5 protein-coding genes are annotated in these 8,088 nt (G+C 62.2%); 4 read left to right on the top strand and 1 reads right to left on the bottom strand.

Annotated elements, in window-relative coordinates; genetic code table 11:
* The first annotated feature begins 252 nt into the window (after positions 1 to 252).
* Positions 253 to 2,481, top strand: coding sequence for an NAD-dependent DNA ligase LigA (ligA, locus tag DW151_RS10065; RefSeq protein ID WP_118335704.1), 2,229 nt, complete (start codon positions 253 to 255; stop codon positions 2,479 to 2,481).
* A gap of 155 nt (positions 2,482 to 2,636) precedes the next feature.
* Here the strand turns inward: ligA and DW151_RS10060 are convergent, their stop codons facing one another.
* Complete coding sequence (locus tag DW151_RS10060) at positions 2,637 to 4,037, bottom strand: MATE family efflux transporter (protein WP_370448027.1); 1,401 nt, start codon at positions 4,035 to 4,037, stop codon at positions 2,637 to 2,639.
* 262 nt (positions 4,038 to 4,299) lie between these two features.
* Between DW151_RS10060 and DW151_RS10055 the strand changes: the two genes are divergently transcribed.
* The 3 genes from DW151_RS10055 (at position 4,300) to mobB (ending at position 7,933) form a co-directional block, all read left to right on the top strand.
* Positions 4,300 to 5,337 (top strand): hypothetical protein, encoded by a 1,038-nt coding sequence (locus tag DW151_RS10055; protein ID WP_118335700.1) that lies wholly within the window; start codon positions 4,300 to 4,302, stop codon positions 5,335 to 5,337.
* 234 nt (positions 5,338 to 5,571) lie between these two features.
* Positions 5,572 to 6,627, top strand: coding sequence for a GTP 3',8-cyclase MoaA (gene moaA / locus DW151_RS10050; RefSeq protein WP_233543397.1), 1,056 nt, complete (start codon positions 5,572 to 5,574; stop codon positions 6,625 to 6,627).
* Positions 6,628 to 6,631: 4 nt separating this feature from the next.
* The gene (gene mobB, locus DW151_RS10880) at positions 6,632 to 7,933 is read left to right on the top strand and encodes a molybdopterin-guanine dinucleotide biosynthesis protein B (protein WP_117717027.1); all 1,302 of its coding nucleotides are present in this window, start codon (positions 6,632 to 6,634) and stop codon (positions 7,931 to 7,933) included.
* The last annotated feature ends 155 nt before the right edge of the window (positions 7,934 to 8,088 follow it).

The following is an 8,088-nucleotide window of genomic DNA, read 5'->3' as shown; positions in this document are numbered from 1 at the left end:
CCTTTAGACGCGAGCCCGGGGCCCGTGGGTTATACCCTAAGAGCAAACCACCCTTTTTAAGGGTGGTTCTGATTATTGATCCGTTGGGGACGTGGAAACGGATCATTTAGAAATGGCACGGATATGAGTTGATCGCGCGATCCACTCCGGTCTGGCGGCTGCCGATTCGATGCGGTTCGAAAGGGTTATTCGGCGCCATGGCGACCGGTGGTACTCTTGTATCCGTTTGAAATCGAGCGAAGGAGTGCCGCTATGGAGCAATCGAGCCTGTTTGGTGACGGCGTGGACATCGATACCGAAACGCCCGCGAGTGCGGATGCCGCCGCACCGACCGACGCCCATGCCCAGGCGGCAGCGCGCGCGGCCGAGCTGCGCCACGAGCTCGATTACCACGCCTATCGCTACTACATGCTCGATGCGCCCGAAATCACGGACGCCGCCTTCGACAAAATGCTCGTTGAGCTGCAGGAGATCGAGGCGACCTACCCCGACCTGGTGACGCCCGACAGCTATACCCAGCGCGTGGGCGGCTACGTGAGCGAGCAGTTTACGCCGGTCACGCATATGGCGCGCATGTATTCCATGGACGATGCCATGGACCTGGACGAACTCGACGCGTGGCTCCAGCGCGCCGAGGATGCGCTCGGCGCCGGCAGCGTTACCTATACCTGCGAGCTTAAGATCGACGGCCTGGGCGTGGCCCTTACCTACCAAAACGGCACCTTCGTGCGCGCGGCCACACGCGGCGACGGCACCACGGGCGAGGACGTGTCGCTCAACGTGCGAACCATCAAGGATGTGCCCGTGCACCTGTCCGAGCCGGCGCTCGCCCACATGGGCGCCGACCGCGAGCGCACCATTGAGGTGCGCGGCGAGGTCTATATGCCCAAGGGCAGCTTTGTTCGTCTGAACGACGAGGCCGATGCCGAGGGGCGCGACCCCTTCGCCAACCCGCGCAACGCCGCCGCCGGCAGCCTGCGCCAAAAGGACCCCAAGGTCACGGCGCGCCGCGACCTGGCTACCTTTATCTACGCCATTGCCGATACCGATCCGCTGCACGTCCACAGCCAGCGCGAGTTCCTGGACTGGCTGCGTAGCGCCGGCTTTAGCGTCAACCCCAACGTTGCCCGTTGCGCCACGCCGGCCGAGGTCCACGAGTTCTGCGCCCAGGCCCTCGAGCATCGCGGTGACCTGGACTACGACATCGACGGCGTGGTCGTAAAGGTCGACAGCTTCCAGCAGCAGCTCGACCTGGGCTTTACTGCCCGCGCACCGCGCTGGGCCATTGCCTTTAAGTTCCCACCCGAGGAAAAGCAGACCGTCCTGCGCGAAATTCGCATCCAGGTGGGTCGCACCGGTGTGCTCACGCCGGTCGCCGAGTTCGACCCGGTGACGGTTGCCGGCTCCACCATCGCGCGCGCCACGCTGCACAACATCGACGAGATCCGTCGCAAAAACGTGCGCGAGGGCGACACCATCATCGTGCACAAGGCGGGCGACGTGATTCCCGAGGTCGTGGGCCCGGTGCTCGACAAGCGCCCGGCCGATTCGGTTGACTGGCACATGCCCGAGGTCTGCCCCGTGTGCGGTAGCCCCGTGGTTCACGAGGATGGCGAGGTTGCCTACCGCTGCGTGTCCATCGACTGCCCCGCACAGCTCAAGGAGCGTTTGCTCCACTGGGTGAGCCGCGGCTGCATGGACGTCGATGGCCTGGGCGACGAGATCGTCGACAAGATGATCGCCGCCGGGCTGATCCACGATGTCGCAGACTTCTACCAGCTCACGGTCGACGACATCGCCGGCCTGGACACGGGCCGCGTGTACGCCAGCTCCAACAGCAAAAAGGGCGTCAAGAAGGGCGATCCCATTCCGGTGGGCCTCAAGACGGCCGAGAAAATCATCGCCGAGCTCAATAAGTCCAAGAGCCAGCCACTCGGTCGCGTGCTGTTTGCCCTAGGCATCCGCCACGTGGGCAAAAGCGTGGGCGAGGTCATCGCCGAGCGATTCCTGTCGATTGACAAGCTCATCTTGGCGAGCGAAGAGGATATCGCCGAGTGCGAGGGCATCGGTCCCAAGATTGCGGCGAGCGTCAAGCAGTTCCTGGCCGTGCCCGAGAACCTCGCCGTGCTGGAGCGCTTGCGTCAGGCGGGCCTGTCGCTCGAGGTCGACTTGGGCGCCGCGCATGCACAGGCTGCAGCCGACGCTGGCGTGGCGGGCGAGCTTGTCGACGCACAGCCGCTTGCGGGCCTGACCTTCGTGCTCACCGGCACGCTCGTCAACCGCACGCGCGACGAGGCGGGTGCGGCGCTCAAGGTGCTCGGCGCTAAGGTTTCGGGCAGTGTGTCAAAGAAGACGAGTTATCTGGTCGCCGGCCCCAAAGCGGGCTCCAAGCTTACCAAGGCCGAGCAGCTGGGTGTACCCGTACTGGATGAGGACGCACTCGAGCAGATCTTGGCTACTGGTCAGGTGCCCCAGGCGTAAGGTATCGATAGCCAAATTGAAGAACCGCCCGGAAGCACGATGCCTTCCGGGCGGTTCTTATTTTGACGGGGCAACGGGCACGGTGATCTGCGTCACGTAGGTTGCCGGATCATCGCTGATGATGTCGTCGATAAGGGCGATTTCGCGTTGCCCCGCTACGCCACCAGTTTGTCAAAAGCCCCGCGCCGGTTGAGCACGGTAAACGCGACAACACAGATGACTGCCGACAAAATCGATCCGCACGGCGAAGCGATGCCCATGGGAAACAACGTATCGGAATAGGCGTTCGACAGCAGCCACGCGCCCGGCACGCGAATGAGCGCCACCGCCAGCACGTTGTGCGCAAAGCCGATGTAGCTCTTGCCGTATGCAGCGAAAAAGCCGCTAAAGCAAATGTGGATGCCGGCAAAAATCGCGTCGAAAATGTAGCTGCGCATATAGCCGGTGCCGGCGGCGACTACTGCAGCGTCCTTGGCAAAAAAGCCGATAAACGCCGGCGCCACCAGCCACATCAGCACCGTGATCAGGCAGCCGTACACTACCGAGATGGTCATGGCGTCTTTGAGCACCTGACGTGCGCGGTCGCCCTTACCCGCACCGGCGTTTTGCGCCGTGAGTGCGCTGACGGTGGCGCCCATGGAGCTCGGGACAATGAATAAAAAGCTGATCATCTTCTCGACCAAGCCCACGGCGGCGGCGTCGACCAGGCCGCGGTGGTTGGCGATGACGGTGATAAACATAAACGCCACCTGGATGCAGCCGTCCTGTACTGCCACGGGCACGCCGATCTTAAGAATGCTGCCGAGCACCTCGGGCTGGGGACGCAGGTCGCTGCGCTTAACGTGAATGTTCGTGCGGCGGCTCTTGAGCCACACGAGCGCGAGGGCAACGCTTGCCGTCTGGGCGGTTACCGTGCCGAGTGCCGCGCCTACGGGACCGAGTCCCATGTGGCCGATAAACAGAAAATCGAGTGCGATGTTGATGATGCATGCCACGCCAATCACGTACATGGGCGAGCGCGAATCGCCCAGGCCGCGAAAGATGGCCGAGAGGATGTTGTATGCGGCGATAAAGGGAATGCCGACAAAGCAGATGCGCAGGTAGGCGGCAGTGCCTTCGACCGCTTCGACTGGCGTGCCAATGAGTGTCACGATCTGCGGGCACAGTGCGAGCAGGACAGCGGCCAGCACCACCGAGACACCCATAAAGAGCGTGATGGTGTTGCCGATGGCGGTCTCGGCGCGGTCGAAGCGGCGCGAGCCCACGGCGTGGCCGACGATAACCGTCGTTCCCATGGCCAGGCCCACGAGCGTCACGGTAATGATATAGAGCGTCTGCGCGCCGTTGCCCACGGCGGTGATGCCGGCGGCGCCGCTAAACTGTCCCATCATGTACAGGTCGGCCATGCCGTAGAGCATCTGCAAAAAGTACGAGAGCATATAGGGCAGGGCAAAGACCGCGATGGTCTTAAGGACATTGCCGCGTGTGAGGTCGTGTTCCATAGGTGGGGCTTTCTGGCTGGGTTTGTTTACGTACCAGTGTAGTGAAAACCCTATAACGATTGTAGAGTCAAGGTTTGTGTTGGCAGCGGGGCGAAAAAGTCACGCTCCAAGCACGATGCTTTGACCCCTCCATGCCCCTCACCTAGCCTCAAACCATCACAACATTCGCCGTTTTTTGCCAAAATCGGGAAAAGCATCGAATGTTGTGATGGTTTTTCTGCCACTCGGCCGGGTGGAATCGCTTTCTTGTGCACGAAGGTGTGCGGACCCGTGGGCAGGGGAATAAGGTTGGTTATCCGACTCCATTGGAGGGCTCATGGACCTGCCGATCGTCTTGTCCCATAAGACTGCCTGGCTGTACCACAACGTGGCGCGCCCGTCCGAGCCGCTCTCGCGAGCAAGCAGCCTATACGATGAGGACTCGCTTGCTAGCGAGGCGGAGCCGACTGCGAGCCTGCCCAAATTGGGACTCGATGCCAAGGGGCTGAGGGCTTCGACGGCAGTTGGGATCGTTACCGACTATCTGGTTTCGCTTGGTATTCCACGAGAAGAGCTCGATCATATCGACACGCTCGTCAACTTCGATTTTGAGCGCTCGACGCCGGCTGGATTTAGGTGCCACGTGTTTGGGGCGCCGGTACCTCCAGGCCATCTTATCGAGGTGGCGGAGGGCCTTCTGGTGGTTGATGAGGCTATGTGCTTTGTCCAGGCGGGTTCGTGGATGAGCGAGCCCGAGCAGCTGGAATATGGCTACGAAATCTGTGCCCGATACCATTTGAATCATCTGTCGACAGGCGATTATATCGAGATGGGGCAGAGGTATACCGTTGCCGACTTGATTGCCTATTGCAATGAGAACCGATCTCGTCAGGGGGCTATACGCGCGGCCGCCGTGCTCAAGCGCGTGCACGATGGCGCGCGGTCGCCCATGGAGACGGCCACTGCAATCATGGTCGTAGCAAAACGTTCTCAAGGCGGGCTGGGATACGCCAAGATCGAGCTCAACCATCGGGTAGATGTTCCCAGCGAGTTCAAATATCTCGCAAAGGCTGGGTATTTCGAGATTGACGTATATGCGCCTGCGAGCGGTACGGGGATTGAATACAACGGCTCGGACCATCTTGATAAACAGCGCAGCGCGTCGGATGCGGAGCGTATGACCGTACTGAGCGCGCTGGGCTTTAGGATGATCGTCCTCACCGGGACTCAGTTTGCCCATCAGCTGCAATTGCACCGGGCGATGAACGCCATTGCGCTCGCTATGGGCCTCAAGTGCGACCGAAGCGAAGCGTTCCAAAAGCGGCAGAACGACCTTCGAGAATTCGTGATTCGCCACTGGGACGGCGGCCTCTAGGGGCGCTTTGGTCTTTCTACGGGGTGCCGTGGGCAGGCAAACCATCACAACATCGACGTTTTTTGCCAAAAACGGGAAAAGCATCGAATGTTGTGATGGTCTGTGTGTTGAGGATGGGCTTGGGAAGTCCGTTTTGCTCGAAGCGACCTGTCCTGTCGTACGGGTGTCGGCATGATTCTCTCGTGGGGTATTATGTTTTCCGAAGAATAAAACGCCGCGTGAGGGGAGGGCTGCGTGGACGGGCACGTGCAACATGACGGCTTTGGCCGCGATATCAACTACCTGCGCATTGCCGTTACCGACAAGTGCAATTTCCGCTGCATTTACTGCATGCCGGCCGATGGCGTGGCGCCCCGCGCGCACGACGAGCTACTCAGCGCCGAGGAAATCGCCCGCTTTGTGCGCTTGGTGGCGGGGGAGGGCATTCGCCGCGTACGCCTGACGGGCGGCGAGCCGCTGGTCAGCCGCCGTATCATCCCGCTCATTCGCGACATCCGCGCGATTCCGCGGATCGAGGACATCTCGCTCACCACCAACGGAGCCCTGCTGCCCAAGCTGGCGCCGCAGCTCAAGGACGCGGGGCTTAACCGCGTCAACATTTCGCTCGACACGCTCGACCCTACGCTCTTTGGAAAGATCACGCGCCTGGGTCGACTCGAGCAGACCATGGCTGGCATCGACGCGGCGCTGGCTTGGGGCTTTGAGCCCGTTAAGGTCAACTGCGTTGTTGTGCGCCGGCTCAACCAGGATGTGGCGGCCCTCGCACGACTGACCGTCGACCGCCCCATCCACCTGCGCTTTATCGAATACATGCCCATCGGCGACGAGCGCACGAGCTCGCATTGCGCCGTGGACCCTCACGCACCCACGCTCAACCCCGAGTTGTGGGATGCGAGCGACAGCGTGCCGAGCGACGAGCTGCGGGCGCGCGTCAATGCCGGGGCCGCCGCGATGGGTCTGGGCGAGCTCGAACCGCTTGACATCACCGACGCTCCTGCCGGCGCGGGCCCCGCGCGCTATTGGCGCTTTCCGGGCGCGGCGGGAACGGTCGGCTTCATCAGCGCCATGTCCAACCATTTTTGCGCGAGCTGCAACCGCCTGCGCCTGACGGCCGATGGCAACGTGCGTCCGTGCCTGTTCAGCGATGCCGAGTATTCGGTGCGCGAGGCGTTGCGCCGTGGTGATGATATGCAGGTACTTTCGATTTGGCGCGATGCCGTGGCCCACAAACCGCAGGAACACGCGATAATTGAGGGCACGCAACGATTTATGTCCCAAATCGGAGGATGATCATATGGCCAAGAGCAGGTACGCCGATGCCACCAAGGCCGCTCGCAGGGCCGCGATGTCTGCCCATAAAGCCACGGCTGCTGCCAGCAACACCGCTGGGTCCGCGGCGGTACAGCCGTCCGCCGGCACTGCTGCCGAGCCCGCCCGCGACGCCCGCCGCGACGAGCTGACGCACGTGGATGCCAAGGGCGAGGTGCGCATGGTCGACGTGTCCGACAAGGCCGAGACCCATCGCATTGCCATCGCCGAGGGCACGATTCTTATGCACCCCGAGACGCAGGCCATGGTGCTGCAGGATGGCGCTAAAAAGGGCGACGTGCTCGCTTGCGCACGCGTTGCGGGCATCATGGCCATCAAACGCACGAGTGACATCATCCCCATGTGTCATCCGTTGCTCATTACCAAGAGTAAGTGCGATATCGAGCCTATCGCGCCGGTGGGGACGCCTGCCGAGGACGTGCCCGAGGGCTGGGCGCCGGCGCGCGCAGACGGGCAAGTTGGCTTTCACGTACTGGTTACGGCTGGCGTGACGGGCAAGACGGGTATTGAGATGGAGGCCCTGACCGGCGCGAGTGCCGCGTGCTTAACGATCTATGACATGTGCAAGGCCGTCGATCGTGGCATGGAGATCGTCGACGTTCGCCTGCTGCACAAGGAAGGCGGCCGCTCGGGTGTGTGGGACCGCGCCGAGCGCCAGGCCGCTGCTGTTGAGGCTGTGGGGGCCGCGGGCGACGCACCCGCGAGCGCACCCGTCGCCGTCGCACCCGCAGCTCCCACTCCAGCCGTCCCTGCGATCGCGTTTATCGGCTACCAAAACTCGGGCAAGACCACGCTCGTCGAGAAGGTTATCGCCGAGCTCACCCGCCGCGGCCTGCGCGTGGGCTCGCTCAAGCATCATGGGCATCACGGCTTTGATATCGATGTGCCCGCTAAGGACACCTGGCGCCATCACCAGGCCGGATCCAAGCATGTGGGCCTCATCTGCGCCACGCGCTGGGCGGAGTACGCCGACACACGCGAGGAGGACGAGATGCCCGCGCGCGAGCTGCTGTCGCGCTACAACGATGTCGACGTGGTGATCATTGAGGGCTACAAGACCGAGGGTTTCGACAACATCGTGGTCGCGCGCTCCGGTGTCGACCGTCTGCGTGGCAAGAGCTCGCTCGACCTGGTCGACGGTCACACGCTGGCCCTTGCCTGCAACGAAGCCCTGGCGCGTCAGGCCTTCGACGCCGGCTTCGCGACCCGAGCCATCAACATCAATGACGCCCGAGCCATCTGCGATCTTATCCAAGATCACCTTTAAGGGCCGGCTCGCTGCGCTGCCATAACATGCCAAAAAGGGACAGGTTTATTTTGGCAGGTTTTATCTGGGCAAACGTCATTTCCACCACAAAGGGGCCAGGCACCTTTGTGGTGGGGGACTGCGGACGATTTCTTGGACCGCTACGCGGCCCTTCC

It is taken from the genome of Collinsella sp. AM13-34 (genome assembly GCF_003473055.1).
Classification (GTDB): Bacteria; Actinomycetota; Coriobacteriia; order Coriobacteriales; family Coriobacteriaceae; genus Collinsella.
This window is presented reverse-complemented; position numbering and strand designations above follow the sequence as displayed.